Source organism: Gracilibacillus boraciitolerans JCM 21714, assembly GCF_000521485.1.
In the GTDB taxonomy this organism is placed as follows: domain Bacteria; phylum Bacillota; class Bacilli; order Bacillales; family Amphibacillaceae; genus Gracilibacillus; species Gracilibacillus boraciitolerans.
In genome coordinates, this window is record NZ_BAVS01000004.1 from 127461 (window position 1) to 142002 (window position 14542).

Here is a 14542-nt window from a genome sequence, read left to right on the forward strand (position 1 = left end):
GTTAGCAAAATATTAGCATATCAAATAAAAAATGATATAGGGATATCTTAGAACTGACAACTCTACTGCATATTTTACTAGACGTTTCTATTTATTGTACTTAAATATAAGTTTAATGAATCTTCTACTTCGCCCGCGACTAACTTAATAAAGTCATCATACTCTTTTTGTGTATGTGCTCTATCTAATGCTTCATAATAAACTAAACGATTTCCCACTTTAATAACAATTGGTGGAAAACCATCTTTCGTGAGCTCTAAATTTAATAACAAACGTGATGTCCGACCAGTTCCATCAATAAAAGGGTGAATTCCAACAAAAATGGCATGTAACATAGCTCCACGAGCAATTGGATGCAATTTTTTCGTTTCTGCTTGTTCATACCATGCCATCAACTGCTCCATTTCTTCTTTTATAAGGAAGGGAGCTGGAGGTATATGTTTAGCACCAGAAATAAAAACTTGCTGGTCCCGATATACGCCTGCATATTCATCATTAATTCCTTTTAGTACAAGACGATGTAGATTCTTGATTTGCCAATCCGACAAAGCTTCACCTTTTTGTACAATCTCCTCTACATACTTTATGGCATCCCGATGGTTAATAACCTCCAAATGTTCACCTAGAGTTTTACCACCAACGGTAATCCCTTCTAGAACTACCTTCGTTTCGTTGATAGTTAAGGTGTTACCTTCAATTGCATTTGTATTATATGTCCATTCAAGAAATAACTTTTCAAGTAAGCTTTTTAAAGTATATTTTGGTAACGCCCAATTGGCATCAAGATGTTCCTTCTTTTGATCAATATGTTTGAATATTTGCTTCACCTCTTTCACTGAAACATGTAGTTAAACTGTTAATACCATCGTTGCTCTGAATATACCTTTTAAACCAATTTTAATCAAATATTTAATTAAAAGCATTCCAAATTTTTTTTCCGTTTCATTAATATCAGAAATCATGCTTAAAAATACCTTTTAGCAAATGTTCACTTTTTAAATACTAAAATAACTGAATTTGTTGACTATTATCTTCTTTGTTCTCACCATTTAGACTATAACCAATAGTTTTATATCCCTTTAAACGCTTCTCAAACATTTTCTGTAAAATCTCTACCTCGGAATCTACATAATCAAATACTTTCACTTCGTCTTTATCATAATGATCCCGATGAAGCCGTCCTACATACTGTTGCAATGTTCCTTTCCAGGAGATTGGCATCGTAAGGAAGAGTGTATCTAATCTAGCATCGTCAAACCCTTCTCCTACATATTTTCCTGTTGCAATTAACAATCTTTCCTCACTATCAGGTAATTTGATTAACTCTTCAAGCCTTTGTTTCCGTTGTTTCCGTTCTTTCTTCCTCATTGCTCCTGATAAAACAATAATATTTTTAGAAAATCCCTTAAAAAGCTTATACAGCTCATTTACATGGTCTATACGTTCCGTTAACACGATAGGAGATCTTTTTTCCTCTAAAGCTTTTAGAACATCATTAAAAATCATATCATTTCGTTCTTTGTTAGCAGATAACAAAGAATATATAGTTTGTATATCCGTTTCCTTCGTTTTCAATGATGTTTCTCTTTTAATAAGAGTTTGTTTAAACGATCGATTATTGGCTTGCTGTTTATTATTTGTTTTATATCTAATAGGTCCACATTGCATAAATATTATCGGGTGCAATCCATCCTTGCTAACTGGAGTGGCTGTTAAACCATATACTTTCATTGCTCGTACGGCTCTTAACACCTTTTCAAAGCTGACAGCAGAAATGTGATGACATTCGTATACGATAATTTGTCCGTAATGATATAATTCAGGTTTTATTATACCATTATGATTAAGCGATTGAATCGTTGCTATATCTATGTTAAAGCTTGGTTTATTTTTCCCACCACCGATTTGGCCAATTTCTTCTATTTGGATGTTTAAAAAAGTCGATAATCTCTCTTTCCATTGTTCAACTAATTGTGTGCGATGCACAATTACGAGTGTATTGGTTTCATTTCTACTAATTAATGCTGCCGCTATCACCGTCTTTCCAAAACCAGTAGCTGCTGCTAATACCCCATTATCATAATTAACCATAAAAGTAACCGCATCCTCTTGTTGAGGAGTAAGTTGCCCAGAAAATTGAGTATCAATATACTTTCCTGCAAATTGATTGTTTCGTACATTAAGAGATATTTTATATGTAGAGAAAATCTCCTTCACTTGTTCTATTAGACCTCTTGGTAATACAAGCACATTGTCATTTAATTGTGTACAATCAATCCTTCTAGGAATACGATGAGTGGAAAAGCGGTTTGTTTGCGCTTTGAAAAATGCTGGATTTCCAAATGTCGCTAGTTTTTGTAATTCAATTAGTATCTTATTAGGTAATGAATTTATAGGAATTTGTATACCTTGGTTTAATTCGATTTCCATTTCTTTTGGCATGTCAATATTTTCAGCAGTTATGTCGTTTTCAGCATTATCTCCTGTGTTTAATACACCCCCCCTTGGCTCCACTAACATAATGTGACATTCTTCCTCAGCATGAGGTTTGTGCTCCCTACCTTTTGGAATTATGTACATTTCGCCTTTTGTGAGTCTAACCTCTCCGTCACGGAATGCAATGGTTACTTCACCATCCAGAACAATGAATACCCTGTCGGTGATTCGTGCGGTAATCTTATTCAAATAGTCCAGAAGTGATACCTTTTCTCCGCTATACTAAAGTTTTAGTACAATGGAAGAGGCACTGATATTATGATGACCATCCTTTTATTAGTTGGTTGTACAGAAAGTGAAAATATAGGGAACAGAGAAAGGTTGTTAGTAAAGTCAAAAGAATTAATTAATACAAGGAGGAGACCTACTTGTTTTATAACTTCCGTCATCCTTTACTGGTTCCACATTTTACGTTTGTACTTATCTGAGTAATGATTAGCTTCGTTTCTTCGAGGATTACATTGCTTTGCATTTAACGCAATATGAACCTCCTTCAGTACTTGTATAGATTGGCATAAATGAAGCTCAATATCAACATGAATCTCACCATTTCCTTTTTTAACCAGTTGAATGAAACAATCAGCTGATAAAGTTTTACAATTAAGACGAGTTCCATCAGGGGCACAAAGTAAAACCTTTTGAATGCTACAAAAGGGAATGACACATAAGCAATTTCCTTCATCAAATTTGAAGCTAATAAAACCATCAAAACGCACGGTGATTTCTTGCAGGTCTATCTTTTCTCCTGGTCGAAGAGTTACAGTTATGTTTTTCCTATGGCTGACTTCATCGCAATTCACAATTAAATCGTGATCCAAGGGGGGGGTTCCGAACTGGTCTGAAAAATAGCAGTCCCCCGGTAATCGAATCCTCAGACCAATTACTTCCCTCTTCCTCCATGTCTAAAGAATATTCTAATTCCAGACAATACCTACCTGCCGTAACCGGTGCTTCAGACTTACTTCTAATTTCAATACTAGATAGAGAAGGGAAAAATTTAGTGAAGATTTGCCTGTTTCCTGTTACTACTATCCCTCCATTAATGGATAAAATAATATCATCCAAGGTACCGGTCACTAGCGAGAGGGTGACTGTCCCTGAAACATTTTCCACATCTGTTTCCCATAATGTTGTAAATTCTTCGGTTAATTCGGAAAAGTTCCCACAAACTTCATCCCTTGCCCTTCTTTGTGGATACGGAAGGCGTACAGATCGATGGATGGTCAGGGGGGGGAGAGTGATCCAATCATACACTTGTTGAGTGGTTATGCACCATTTTTCTTGGTCGTCCATAAAATCTCCTTCCTTCGTTTATACTTGTTACCCTCAGGGATTTTAGATTTACTAATCGATGAGATAGTGGACATTTATACAATACACCCCCCGTACAACTTTCCTCCCCCCCTTCTCCGCTACAAGTGATCTGAATTTCATTAAACTCTCGAACCGTGAAAGAACGGGTATTCCCGTAGGCGCTTTCTACTGCTAAGGGGGGGACGATGAATGATTGTTGGATGATTCCGTCTAGTAGAATATCAACGAGGAGCCTTCAGCACACCCTTTGGAATAATAGACACTTATGGTTCCGGTCACGATTAAATCGGATTGCCAAATGGTCTCAGGTTCTTGGTCACAAGGGATTGTGAAATTTCCACAAATATCATCTGAATAGAACGATTCCCCCCCATTATCTTGGCAAAAACAACTAACCATATCTAAACCTCCCTAAAAAGCTGTTAAAATCATTCTATGTTTTTTGTTGAAATATGATTGGGGGAGATTACATACATCCATCATTTTCAAGTGGATTTTTAATTAGTGAATAGTACACTTAAGAAAATTGAGATAAGTATGGACACGAATGTATAAGTATAGAATATAGTAATTAAAAAAAGTGTAAAGGTGATGGTACTATGGCTTTTTGTTCATGTTGTGGATATGATGGTCGATGTATTTGTGTGAGCACGGTAGATGTTGTAGAATCTTCTACGTTGACAAATATCGGTCCAGAATTGAATTCTCAATTCAATGAATTGAGAGTATCAGAAAAAATACAATAGTAGAGTTGAAATCAGTTTATGGGTTATCTGAATTAAGGGATACTACTGTAGGAACAGTAACAAATAACTCCGTTGAGTATGTTATTACAACCGGAGCAGTTGGGACAGATGTTTCTTATTTGCAAAGTATTGAGCGTGGTCGCTATCTTGCAGGGTTTGCAGCTGAGGCAGGAATAGGTATCCGGACAAACAGTATTCCAATTGGTGACCAGGTTATGAGGTGGGGAATGTTTGATGACCAAAATGGCGCCTATTTCGGGGGGGTGGATGGTACCGGGATTTTTGTTGCTTTGAGAAGGCAAAATCAAACACCCCCCCCACCAGCTTTTAATGAAACTATTGTCTATCAGAATAATTGGAACGTTGATCCATTAGACGGCACAGGACCGAGCGGTGTTACGTTGAATTTAGCAAATGGTAATATTTTTCAAATTGTCTTTACATGGTATGGTTATGGAGTTATTGAATATCGGGTAGTCGTGCAGAACCCTGAGACGCTTGCTCAGGAGGTTGTCACTGTACACCGTTTAAAACCACTCACTGAAACAAGCTTCACAGATCCGAACCTACCGTTACGAGGAGAGGCGGATAATGGTGGGACGGATGGGAACCCATTAGAGCTTTTTGTATCTGGAAGACAGTACAGCATTATCGGAAACGTCAATCCGGAATTTAGAATTACGGCTGCTTCCCGAAGCACCACACCCCCCCGTCTTCTGGAACCCAGGCTTTGATCAGCTTCCGTAGAAAACCTATATTTCCAGCTGGGTCAAACCGTACGAACTCAGTAAGTGTCAAACTTCAAAGTCTCGATCTTGCACCGGCAGCTCCTTTATTTTATGAAGTTATTCTTGGTGGGACTGTTGCAGGAGTTTATGGGGGGGCAGTTCCCGGCATTCCGGCAAATGAGACCGCACTGGAAGTGAATTTAACTCCTGGTATTCCCGTAGGAGGAATCAGTGTTTTTAAAGGAGTTGCCGCCGGTGGTGGAGGAAACCGTGTACTTGCTTCATCTGAACTGCTTGATTTAGAGCTTGCCGGAACTGATCCAATTACTCTTGTAGTGGAGACTATTTCTGGGTCAAATCAAATACTATCCACCTTATCGTTGAAAGAAGAATGGTAAAAAAAGCCCTAAGAGGGCTTTTTTATGGCCGTGAAGTTTGAATAGCCTGAACGGTTACTTGACCTAAGACTTGTATACCTGTTGTGCTAGAGAAAACGTAAAGTTCTTGAAGGCTTTCCACATACACAGTAACGCTATTATCAGGGTTAGCTGTGGCAATGATATTTAAGCCTGTACTATCCGTACTAACATTTGCATCATCGCCGCTCGCATTAAAATTTGTTAACGTAACGTACCCTGATGGACTTCCTGTCGCCTGTGAAAAAATAAGCACCGGACCGGGGGGGGTGTCTCCAGCAGCCTGATCCGTATTAAACGTATTGCACGTTGTGACCGTAACAATCTGTGGTTCTGGACAACAACTCATAATATTCCTCCTATATTCTTAGTCCTTACTAGTAGATGATAAATTAGAGGAATTGGTATGGACTAGTGACATAGCAAATTTAAATCTGTCATTTATTCAAGTTCACTAGCGTTGCATTAATACAGTCTTAATATTCAGTTTATTATGTTAAAAAAGTGTCTACTTTCTTGACGTAACTCCAGCATTTTTACAAATTTAAGAAATAAAAGCCTCCCAAAAGTTTATAAACTCTTGAGAGGCTTGTAAGTTTAGTTAAAAACCAGTCAATATCCATTCAAATTGTTCTCAAATGCTATATTGAAAGGGTTGTGAGCAGCTATTACATCATGCCGCCCATAGTATACATCAACAAATAACTATAAATAGCTCATATAAAACCTTTAAAATTAACATTTTTTATTTTTTATAATATTTTCATTCTAGTAACTTTTAATGTTCCCGGTCACTTTTCGGTCACTTATTTAACTTAGATTTATTTGGATTTTCTTTGAAATCCAAGTAAAATAAGTGAAAAATTATAATGAAACTAAATATTACAAAGTGAGTCATTATCATTATATAATTAAGTTAGGAAAGGTATTATTTTTCACTTGGCCAAAATAATATTCCTAAAAGAACTAATACTATGACTATAAATACAAGGGAGCTCACTAAAAACCTCCTCTTCAAATAGTTATAAATCTAAGTAAAGAAAAATACTACTAATCATACCTGAAAGAAATACAAATAGGAATAAAAATCTTATATATTTTTTCTTGAAAGGACTGAATAAAAACATGTATAGACCAAATAATCCAAAAGTGCTAACTGGCAACAAGAATGCATAGTAATTGGAAACTATTATACCAAACAGGAAAATCAAAGGAATGCCAAATAGATACAATAGTTCAACTGATTTCTTCATTTTTATATCCTTTCTACATCGAATAATGGGGTCAAATATGTCTCTATAACACCACCCACAATAACTAAAAGTATTACTATTAAACTTAACAGTGCTATATTTAAAAAGTAGCTTTTTATGAAAGTATCTACTTTCTTGTTGGTGAAATATTGTATAAGGAAAGAGATACTTTTAAAGCCTATAACACCACTCAATAGTAAAGCTGGTATTTCAAAGACTCCGTGAGGTAATATCAATAAAAGAATCTCTATAGTACTGTAATCAGATTTGTTTACTATTGATTCTCCAAGTATCATACCATTTGTAAACAAATATATAATCGAAGTTAAACCAAAGGTAAAAAAACCAGAACTAATCAAAAAGCAAGCTACTAAGTTATTTACTAATAAGGGTATAACCCCCCCTGGTGTTGTATTCAAATCTTCACTTCCATTTAATTGGTCAAAATAATACACACCGTTAATCACTCCCAACATAAATACTGTTATAACTAATATCAATAATACCCAATTATTTTTTAAAAGAAAAGGAAATGTTTTATACATATATACTTTCCACTTCTTTTTCCAATTTTTCCAAATCATAATCAGTAACATTAATTATTTTAGCTAATTTGCCTTTGTGAATTATTGCGATTTTGTTACATATGGAATGTGCTAGTTCTAATAAATGTGTAGTGATAATTACAGTATTACCGTTCTCGGTGTACTGCTTAAGAAAATTTCTGATATTCTTACCTGATATTAAGTCGACTCCAGTAAGTGGCTCATCCAATAATAAAAATTTAGGTTCATGTATTAGAGAAGAGGCGATTGAAACTTTTTGTTTCATCCCATGAGAATATGTTTTGATTAATTTATCCTTTACATCAATCAATCCCATATCTTTTAGTACTGTTTCGGTAAATTTTTTTATTCTCTCATTTGATACTTTAAACATTCCACCAACAAAATGTAAGTACTCTTCTCCTGTCAGATATTCATACAAAATTGCATGATCGGGAACAAAACCCATATTATTTTGTAAGGAATAGTTTGTAATATGTTGTACTTCACCATTTATAATAATTGTTCCTTTATTCGGAACTATCATCCCCCCCATAATTATCTTTAATAAAGTAGTTTTCCCCCCCACCCCCCCGTTAGTTCCTAAAATTCCGAGGAAATCTCCTTTTTCTATTTGTAAGTTAAAGTCATTTAATATAACCTTTTTATTAAACTGCATTTCTATATTTTTAATCTCTATCATCAATAACGTACCTCTCATTCATATTTAATTTCCTTAAATATAGGATAGAAAATATATAATTTAGAATGGTGAAAATAACTATTATTAGGGTAAAACTGAGAAGTATTACCAAAGACATATTTTTAAATTTATACAAAAGGAATCCAACAATTCCTATTAATTGAAGATTGAAGACGAAAACAAAAGCTTCATAAATATTAGTAAATGTTTTTGCTTTACTAGATTCTCCGAGTTCATATAGATGCTCCCAATTAAGTTTAGGATATAATATTATACTACTTATTTGTATAAGACCATGTAAAAATCCATTAGACAATAAAATAACTAAAAATACAAAGTGAAGTAATATTTGACTAGACTGCCAAAACAATAAAATTAGTGAAAGGAATGTTGATAATAAGCAAACGATTATATTGTAATTTGTTAACTTCGGCCTTGCTAACTGCCATAAATTAGAAATATTTGAGTGAAAAAGGTGAAAATTCTTTAAATCTAACTCCACTGAGAGAATTATTTTTATAGCATCACCTACTAATTGATAAAACAAGGATGAAATTACAAAAACTAATAAAAGCGATGCCTGAATTGGATAATCCTCAAAATATTTCAATATAAAAGGAAATCCAAACCCTAAAAATAACATAATTAGAAACAACATATTGCCGAAGTTATTAAAAAAATAACCTTCCATCCTAAAAAGAAAAGCTCTATCTTTTTGTAATATGCTATAGTATGTTTTGTTTTTACGATCAATTTTCATTTTGTTAGGATAAATTTGGTTATCAATTTCTGTGTATTCGATTAAATCGTATTTATTAAGAGATCTATCCCAAAGTTTATAAACGGCTAAACAAACAATTGTAGCAACAAAAATAGTGATTATTGCTGTAATAATGTGATTATAAAAAAGGTGGTAAGGAACCACATTATTTAGATGTTGAAATATTGTTGAAGTAGATATTTCATATAAAGACTGTACTACATCAAATCTTTTTAGTAAGTAAAAAAGAATTAATCCGATCATTATTGGTACGATTAAATTAATAATAAAAAATACAATTTTTATAAAGATTGATCTCAATGCCTTCGACCAGATAATTGAAACTATATACGGAATATAAGCAAAAAGCATTGAAAATAAAAAATTTATGAGAAAGTTCATAATTATTATAAGTGGCAATGTGATTAATTTTAATTCTGAATTATCTGTTAAATACAAAGATAGTAAAATGGGTAACAAAAATAAAAAACTTGTTAAGATAGATTTCCAGAAAGTTTTTAATATTAATGCGGATTTAAACTGTAATATCCTTACGCTTCTTCTTTGATGGATTATTTTCCTTTCATCTTTTAAAAAGATTTTTTTATTGTTTTTAAAAAAGCTCATAGAAGAAAGAACTTGCTCTATAAATATAAATGTTACTAGTAATGAAGAGTATGATCCTTTAGGTAGTGGAAATTTATTGCTCAAGTTAAACGATATGAAAAATATTAATATGGAAGCTGAAAGCAAAATAAATGGTATTGAAATTAGAACTCTTCTTAAGTTTGTGTTTCTTAATTCCCAATCATCTAATATCTTTCTTGTTTTAGATATAGTATTGTATCTTATTAAGTAATATAATGAGTGATTGTATTGCAAATTAAACACACCTTTTCTTTTGTCAATAAAGGAGAGGGGGAGGTAATTAGAGAGTTCTAATTACCAAGCAGCTGCATACTTTTTCCCGTAGTTTCTAATCATATATTTAGCTGTAGCAACAATAGCGTAAGAAATAGCTCCAGCCCCCCCTGTTACGATTCCAATAAGCGAAATAATTGACACAACAGCTGACGCGGCATCGATAATATCAACTGCCTTTTTAGCAGCATAAGCGGAAATACCCAATGTACTAGCTAAATGTGAGTTTCCAGCCAATAAAGCAGTATCTCCAATACTAATTTGTAAAGTACTAATGAAAGCAATTGAAGATAGTGTAGCAAATGCTAAACCAATAATAGCAATCATAAATACATATTTGTTAGATAAGTTGTTTACCATTTATTTCAACTCCAATCTTTATTTTTTATATATATAGTTTAATACCCCCCCCTTTCAGCTTACTAAACTATATAATGTAAAAAATAAGAAGATAGGATATTAATAGATTTAAGAGACAGGTATACTAAAGTGAGGATAAATACTTTATTTTTGCTAGAAGACAAAGTTTTTATACCTAAAAGAAAAAACAAAACAACACCTAACCACAAAAACGGGTCCAATACTTGAGATAACACGCTTTGGTTTCCTAATATTACAATGTCGTTGGTATCAGTGGTTAAGCCACTCAAATTAATCGCACCCGTTAAGACGACTTTAAACGAAACAAATAATGAAGTTAAGGTGTAAACAAACAAATAATCTTTTCTCGTTTTCTTTATATCTAAAAGAAAACCAATAAATGAAATTACTAATGATCCAATTAATATAGCTATTAAAGAAGCAAAAATCGAGAATCCTTGAAAAACAAAAATCATACTATTAATTGTAGAATGTAAATATTCTTTATCGTCAGAAGTAGACCAAAATAGATTTAGAGTTTTTTGATATACGCTGTATTGGAAGAATAGATTGAATAATGTTATGACTGCTAAACTTAAAATTATCCATCTGCTTTTGTACTTCATATATTCCCCCCCTCCTATGTATTAAATTTTATAAAATACCTTAAACTATTCAATTGTATTTTATTGTTAGTTTATACATATACTACAATAATTAATAATAGTTTACAACAGTATTTGCTAAAATACTGAAAATAAACCTTTTTACAAAAGTGGTATAGTGAGCGATTTCTCAAACTAGACCGCTTATATTCAACAGAGACTTAGGTGGTCATTTTACAAGTCCGCAATATATCTGTAAGCGTAAAATACTTCAATTACTTGCAGAAGCAAAAGTTAGCTTAGAGCAAATCATGGACCGCTTAGGGCACTCTGACGATCATACGACTAAAAATATATATTTACACGTTACCAAAGAATTAAAAAAAGACGCCTCCCAGAAATTTGGTCTATTAATGCGAAGTTTACAAAAGTAATAGCACCTGTCATAAAGACAGGTGCTATTACTTTTTGTTGCACTATGTTAGCATTTGACTCTCATCTTACCAACAAATCCTTATCTATCAAGGCTTAGAAGGACAGATACATCATGCCGCCCATGCCGCCCATGCCGCCCATTCCACTCATGTCAGGGGCACCGCCACCTTCTTCTGGAATGTCAGCTACGACTGCTTCTGTAGTTAGGAACATTGCCGCTACAGATGCTGCGTTTTGAAGTGCAAAACGAGTAACTTTTGTTGGGTCGACGATACCTGCATCGATCATGTTTACCCATTCGCCAGTTGCTGCATTATAACCAATGCCAACTTTTTCGCCTTTTAGACGTTCAACAATGATGGAACCTTCTAGTCCAGCATTTTCTGCGATTTGTCGAACTGGTGCTTCCAATGCGCGTAGCACGATGTTTACACCTGTTGCTTCGTCACCTTCAAGTCCAAGTTCACTTACTTTTTTGTATACGTTAAGAAGTGCTGTACCACCACCGGATACAATACCTTCTTCAACCGCTGCACGTGTGGAGTTTAAAGCATCTTCAATGCGTAGTTTGCGTTCTTTCAATTCTGTTTCAGTTGCAGCACCCACTTTAACTACCGCAACACCACCAGAAAGTTTTGCAAGACGCTCTTGTAATTTTTCTTTATCGAATTCAGAAGTAGTTTCTTCTACTTGTGCACGGATTTGTGCAACACGTGAAGAAATTTGTTCTGGATTACCAGCTCCCTCAACGATTGTTGTATTTTCTTTCGTTACAACAATTTTAGAAGCGCGACCTAGTTGTTCGATGGTTGTGTTTTTAAGATCTAAACCAAGATCTTCTGTAATTACTTCTGCACCAGTTAATGTTGCAATATCTTCTAGCATTGCTTTACGACGGTCGCCGAATCCAGGAGCTTTTACAGCAACTGCATTGAATGTGCCACGTAATTTGTTTACTACTAATGTAGCAAGAGCCTCGCCTTCTACATCTTCCGCAATTAATAGAAGTGGTTTACCTTGTTGTACGACTTGCTCAAGTACTGGTAATACTTCTTGAATATTATTGATCTTCTTATCCGTGATTAGAATGTATGGATCTTCTAGCTCTGCTTCCATTTTATCTTGGTCTGTTACCATGTATGGAGAAGAATAACCGCGATCGAATTGCATACCTTCCACTACTTCTAGTTCTGTGTTGAATCCTTTAGATTCTTCAATGGTGATAACACCATCTTTACCGACACGTTCCATAGCTTCTGCAATTAATTGACCTACTTCGTCATCACCAGAAGAAATAGCCGCAACTTGTGCAATTGATTCTTTACTTTCAATTGGTTTAGAAACCTTACGAAGCTCTTCAGTAGCGACTTCTACTGCTTTTTCGATACCACGACGTACGCCAACTGGGTTTGCACCAGATGCAACGTTTTTAAGACCTTCCTGGATCATGGATTGCGCTAATACAGTTGCTGTAGTAGTACCATCACCTGCTACATCATTTGTTTGAGAAGCAACTTCTGATACAAGCTGTGCACCCATGTTTTCAAATTTATCTGCTAATTCGATTTCTTTTGCTATTGTTACACCATCATTAGTAATTAGTGGTGAACCATATTTCTTATCTAATACAACGTTACGACCTTTTGGTCCTAATGTTACTTTAACTGCATTTGCAAGTGTATCTACACCACGAAGCATTGCGCGGCGTGCGTCTTCACTAAATTTTAATTCTTTAGCCATTGTTAAAAACCTCCTTGAAATTTTCAAAAAATATGTTATTTATTCTTTAAAGATCTTCGTTACCTTAGCCAACAATTGCTAAAATATCACTTTCACGAAGAATTAAGTATTCTTTCCCTTCATATTTCACTTCTGTACCAGCGAATTTAGAAAAAATAATAGTGTTACCTTCTTCTACTTCTAGTGCAACTTTCTCGCCATTGTCTGCTACACGTCCAGAACCAACAGCTACAACTTTACCCTCTTGTGGTTTTTCCTTCGCAGAATCTGGAAGAACAATTCCACTCGCTGTTTTTTCTTCTTGCTCTAAAAGCTCAATAATGACACGATCACCTAATGGTTTTAGCATCTTTTTGTTACCTCCTTGAATTTCTCATTCATTATTTTTCGATTATTAGCACTCATCATAGAAGAGTGCTAACACAATTCTTATAATAATGAAATCTGAATACTTTTGCAAGTATTTTAGTGGTAATTTAACAAATTTTTTTATTTGAAAAATTCCACATACTTCTATATGTAGACGAACTAATTCATTTTTATTCTATTTTTATGTTAAAATACGTATCATGAAATAAAAAAGAATGTAAGGGAGTCGTTATTCGTTGCCTAAAAAATATATTTACCTTATTATAACTTACGTTGCTATGCAGCTTTCTGTTTATTTGGTAGTGCCATTTATTGAACTGATTGAAAATCCTCAATTTTTCTTAGTTGGCTGGTCTCTTGCAACTTTTGCTTTAGCTCTTATCATCTCTATTTATTTTTTAAGAGATGAGATAGCAGCATTTTTCCAATCGGATCAAAAAAACATCGGTAACATTGTGCTTTGGAGTGTTTTAGGTTCCTTCCTTGTAATTATCACACAATGGGTAGCTGTAACAATTGAAACCTTTGTGTTTGGAATTAAACCCGGTTCACAAAATACGATGGACCTAATGAATGTTGCAAGACAAGCTCCGATATTTATCGTGATTATTTCGGTATTGGGGCCTATCTTAGAAGAACTTGTTTTTCGAAAAGCAATTTTCGGTAGCTTACACAAAAGAATGAACTTCTTTTTTGCCGCGTTGTTATCAGGCGTTATCTTTGCTGCGGTGCATCAGGATTTTAGTCATTTATTGATCTATACAGCAATGGGAATGGTTTTTGCCTTCCTATATGTAGAAACTAAACGAATCATTGTTCCTATTATCGCTCATATGGCAATAAATACCTTCGCTGTTATTGTACAATTTTCAGTAGATCCTGAACAAATTGAACAGCAATTGAAACAGCTAGAACAGCTACAACTGATTATTACTGGAGGCTACTAGAATGATGCGAATTTCACCATTGCGTTCTGCTATATTATATATTGGACTAGGGTCATTGTTCACCTATATTGCAATCCAATCTGCAGAAGAAACTTTATTCAATTTTATTACGATCGCATTAGCTTTTTTGCTACGATTGATTTTGTTGTCGCCATTCGATTAATCAATTTACACTTTCGTATCAAAAAACTAAGGATAAGGAAA

At 34.2% G+C, this 14542-nt stretch carries 19 protein-coding genes and 1 pseudogene; 4 read left to right on the plus strand and 16 right to left on the minus strand.

Translation table 11 applies throughout. From position 1 onward, the window contains the following. Window positions 1-77: 77 nt before the first annotated feature. From JCM21714_RS05190 to JCM21714_RS05210, 7 genes and pseudogenes are all read right to left on the minus strand, one after another. The gene (locus tag JCM21714_RS05190) at window positions 78-818 is read right to left on the minus strand and encodes a Fic family protein (protein ID WP_035722409.1); all 741 of its coding nucleotides are present in this window, start codon (window positions 816-818) and stop codon (window positions 78-80) included. A 184-nt stretch (window positions 819-1002) separates the two neighbouring features. Continuing rightward, entirely contained in the window at window positions 1003-2442 is a 1440-nt protein-coding gene (locus tag JCM21714_RS05195; RefSeq protein ID WP_369403474.1) for a DEAD/DEAH box helicase family protein, read from the minus strand. A gap of 6 nt (window positions 2443-2448) precedes the next feature. Continuing rightward, window positions 2449-2661: pseudogene (locus JCM21714_RS20980) on the minus strand (cupin domain-containing protein); the annotation flags it as partial. 227 nt (window positions 2662-2888) lie between these two features. Then, entirely contained in the window at window positions 2889-3314 is a 426-nt protein-coding gene (locus JCM21714_RS05200) for a BMQ_0737 family morphogenetic spore coat protein (protein ID WP_035722361.1), read from the minus strand. After that, window positions 3283-3789 (minus strand): S-Ena type endospore appendage, encoded by a 507-nt coding sequence (locus JCM21714_RS05205; protein WP_035722364.1) that lies wholly within the window; start codon window positions 3787-3789, stop codon window positions 3283-3285. Before JCM21714_RS05205 ends, JCM21714_RS05200 begins: the two co-directional genes overlap by 32 nt. Further along, on the minus strand, window positions 3743-4030 hold the full coding sequence (locus JCM21714_RS23785; RefSeq protein ID WP_369403475.1) for an S-Ena type endospore appendage: 288 nt from the start codon (window positions 4028-4030) through the stop codon (window positions 3743-3745). Before JCM21714_RS23785 ends, JCM21714_RS05205 begins: the two co-directional genes overlap by 47 nt. Next, on the minus strand, window positions 4021-4209 hold the full coding sequence (locus JCM21714_RS05210) for an S-Ena type endospore appendage (protein WP_035722365.1): 189 nt from the start codon (window positions 4207-4209) through the stop codon (window positions 4021-4023). The genes JCM21714_RS23785 and JCM21714_RS05210 overlap by 10 nt, the downstream gene beginning before the upstream one ends. Window positions 4210-4561: 352 nt before the next feature. Between JCM21714_RS05210 and JCM21714_RS05215 the strand changes: the two genes are divergently transcribed. Continuing rightward, window positions 4562-5290, plus strand: a complete 729-nt coding sequence (locus tag JCM21714_RS05215) for a hypothetical protein (protein WP_035722366.1) — start codon at window positions 4562-4564, stop codon at window positions 5288-5290. Beyond that, the gene (locus tag JCM21714_RS05220; protein ID WP_035722369.1) at window positions 5287-5682 is read left to right on the plus strand and encodes a hypothetical protein; all 396 of its coding nucleotides are present in this window, start codon (window positions 5287-5289) and stop codon (window positions 5680-5682) included. The genes JCM21714_RS05215 and JCM21714_RS05220 overlap by 4 nt, the downstream gene beginning before the upstream one ends. 22 nt (window positions 5683-5704) lie before the next feature. Here JCM21714_RS05220 and JCM21714_RS05225 read toward each other — a convergent pair whose 3' ends face one another. The 9 genes from JCM21714_RS05225 to groES all read right to left on the minus strand — a co-directional run bounded on the left by JCM21714_RS05225 (window position 5705) and on the right by groES (window position 13371). Then, on the minus strand, window positions 5705-6049 hold the full coding sequence (locus JCM21714_RS05225) for a hypothetical protein (protein WP_035722375.1): 345 nt from the start codon (window positions 6047-6049) through the stop codon (window positions 5705-5707). 673 nt (window positions 6050-6722) lie between these two features. Then, window positions 6723-6953, minus strand: coding sequence for a DUF5970 family protein (locus tag JCM21714_RS20985; RefSeq protein WP_084040581.1), 231 nt, complete (start codon window positions 6951-6953; stop codon window positions 6723-6725). A 2-nt stretch (window positions 6954-6955) separates the two neighbouring features. Beyond that, window positions 6956-7498, minus strand: a complete 543-nt coding sequence (locus JCM21714_RS05230; RefSeq protein ID WP_035722377.1) for a stage II sporulation protein M — start codon at window positions 7496-7498, stop codon at window positions 6956-6958. Beyond that, complete coding sequence (locus JCM21714_RS05235) at window positions 7491-8201, minus strand: ABC transporter ATP-binding protein (RefSeq protein WP_035722379.1); 711 nt, start codon at window positions 8199-8201, stop codon at window positions 7491-7493. The genes JCM21714_RS05230 and JCM21714_RS05235 overlap by 8 nt, the downstream gene beginning before the upstream one ends. After that, a complete protein-coding gene (locus JCM21714_RS20990; protein WP_235182630.1) occupies window positions 8188-9225 on the minus strand; it encodes a hypothetical protein in 1038 nt (345 codons plus the stop codon). Before JCM21714_RS20990 ends, JCM21714_RS05235 begins: the two co-directional genes overlap by 14 nt. A 678-nt stretch (window positions 9226-9903) precedes the next feature. After that, entirely contained in the window at window positions 9904-10242 is a 339-nt protein-coding gene (locus tag JCM21714_RS05250; RefSeq protein WP_035722385.1) for an uberolysin/carnocyclin family circular bacteriocin, read from the minus strand. Between the two features lie 62 nt (window positions 10243-10304). Further along, window positions 10305-10868: a hypothetical protein gene (locus JCM21714_RS05255; RefSeq protein ID WP_035722387.1), complete on the minus strand. Its 564-nt coding sequence runs from the start codon at window positions 10866-10868 to the stop codon at window positions 10305-10307. Window positions 10869-11375: 507 nt separating this feature from the next. Further along, window positions 11376-13022 carry a chaperonin GroEL gene (gene groL / locus JCM21714_RS05260; RefSeq protein WP_035722391.1) on the minus strand — a complete coding sequence of 549 codons (1647 nt, stop codon included), beginning with the start codon at window positions 13020-13022 and terminating at the stop codon, window positions 11376-11378. 64 nt (window positions 13023-13086) lie between these two features. Further along, the gene (gene groES, locus JCM21714_RS05265; RefSeq protein ID WP_035722393.1) at window positions 13087-13371 is read right to left on the minus strand and encodes a co-chaperone GroES; all 285 of its coding nucleotides are present in this window, start codon (window positions 13369-13371) and stop codon (window positions 13087-13089) included. A gap of 256 nt (window positions 13372-13627) precedes the next feature. On the opposite strand from groES, the gene JCM21714_RS05270 reads away from it, so the two are divergent. Together JCM21714_RS05270 and JCM21714_RS05275 are read left to right on the plus strand one after the other, a co-directional pair. Further along, window positions 13628-14338, plus strand: coding sequence for a CPBP family intramembrane glutamic endopeptidase (locus JCM21714_RS05270; protein ID WP_035722396.1), 711 nt, complete (start codon window positions 13628-13630; stop codon window positions 14336-14338). A 1-nt stretch (window position 14339) separates the two neighbouring features. Continuing rightward, a complete protein-coding gene (locus tag JCM21714_RS05275) occupies window positions 14340-14501 on the plus strand; it encodes a DUF4305 domain-containing protein (RefSeq protein ID WP_369403473.1) in 162 nt (53 codons plus the stop codon). The last annotated feature ends 41 nt before the right edge of the window (window positions 14502-14542 follow it).